This window comes from Paenibacillus terrae, assembly GCF_000943545.1.
GTDB classification, from domain to species: Bacteria; Bacillota; Bacilli; order Paenibacillales; family Paenibacillaceae; genus Paenibacillus; species Paenibacillus terrae_A.
Genome location: NZ_JTHP01000162.1, coordinates 1 through 1,613 on the forward strand (window position 1 = coordinate 1; position 1,613 = coordinate 1,613).

General features: G+C 36.1%; 1 protein-coding gene. It reads left to right on the forward strand.

Features of this window, described 5'->3' with window-relative positions; translation table 11 throughout:
• Positions 1-146 precede the first annotated feature (146 nt).
• Positions 147-1,040 carry an AraC family transcriptional regulator gene (locus tag QD47_RS29390; RefSeq protein WP_044649456.1) on the forward strand — a complete coding sequence of 298 codons (894 nt, stop codon included), beginning with the start codon at positions 147-149 and terminating at the stop codon, positions 1,038-1,040.
• The last annotated feature ends 573 nt before the right edge of the window (positions 1,041-1,613 follow it).

Below are 1,613 nucleotides of genomic sequence, written 5' to 3' on the forward strand. Positions count from 1 at the left end.
AATGACGCCTCCAAGATGTTTTCTGTGCACAGAATTGTAATGATAAACCGAAGCTGTATATAATAATATCACCACTATTATTAAATTTGTGTAATAATATCTTTAATTTATATAGAAATATCGTCATCAGAAAGGACCTCGCAAAAATGGAAAAACAATTGCACGAGACCATTTTATATCCCGATGTTTCATTTCCATACATCATGTACACCCATACTATTCATAGAAGTATCCCTGAAGGTAGAGGATTTAATGATTTACATTGGCACGAAGAACTACAAATCACTTTGGTTACTAAAGGAAAACTAGTTATACAAGTTAATGGGATTAATCATGAATTAGAAACCGGTCAGGCCATTTTAATTAATAAGGGCGCCCTTCATGTTACTACGCACCTGACACATAACGGTCAATATGTCAGTTTTAATTTCCCTGAAAAGCTGCTAGCCTTTTATGCAGATAGTGCCATGGAAAAAAATTATGTACTACCTTATACAAACTCTTCCTTAGTGTCATTAGTAATAAAGGGAGAAGTTGAATGGCAAAGTCAAGTACTAGAAATGCTTTGGGATATGCAAAAGAAATTTGATATGAAAAAAAACTGGGGGTGGGAATATGAGGTTTCCATCAAAACTGTTCAATTATGGTTAATTTTAATATCTAATATTTCGATTTCTGCCGAGGAAGCACCTAAATACATGAAACTGCAACAGGAAAGACTTCAATTGATGCTTAGCTTTATCCATCAAAACTACTCAAACAATATAACATTGCAAGAAATTGCTGATGTAGCACATCTAAGTGTTTCAGAGTGCAATCGTAGTTTTAAGAGAACCATTCATATGACACCTTACGATTACTTGATTAAATACCGCATCAAGAAAAGCAGTGAATTATTAATCTCAACACATTATACAATAACTGAAATAGCCGACAGAGTGGGCTTCAATAATGCAAATCACTTCATTCAGTCTTTTAAAAAACATTATAAAAAAACACCTAAAGAATTCCGGAAATTTAGAAATGAAGCCATTGATTAAGGAGTGAAGTAGCCGATCCATGCTATATGCATATTTAAAAGTACGAAAGTTGTTCAAAAGGACGGGGTGGAGAAGATGAAGGCTTCTGCGATTACCAATTGTGACATTGAGTATGCCAGACTTAGGAGAGTTGGACAGGTTAACAGAAAGATAGAACATCCATCCTCCGTCGTTTGTAGGGCGCTGAGATACAGCGGTCGTCTTTAAAAGGGAGCCATTTACATCAACAGAAATATTATTGTTATAAAGTTGTCCTTGAGTACGCACAACAATGAGTCCAGTACTACCGGATTGTGTAACGCTTAAGATTTGAACATCACTTACTGGTTGTGCTGGACCTGCTGAAGCTGTTGAAGGAATGACTAAAAGGACGAAAGCTAGAAGAAATGAAATACTAAAACAGAATAATTTTTTCATGAGATAAATCCACCTTATTCATCAGATTGGGTGGCAGTCCTAGAAACAACAGAAGGATAAAAAAAGCCCTATCCTCCTTTCGCATGTTTTTCTGCTTGATCCTTATAACTGAGTGAATGGCGAATACGGCGGCTGAAGCGGCAGGAGTCGTCGTGT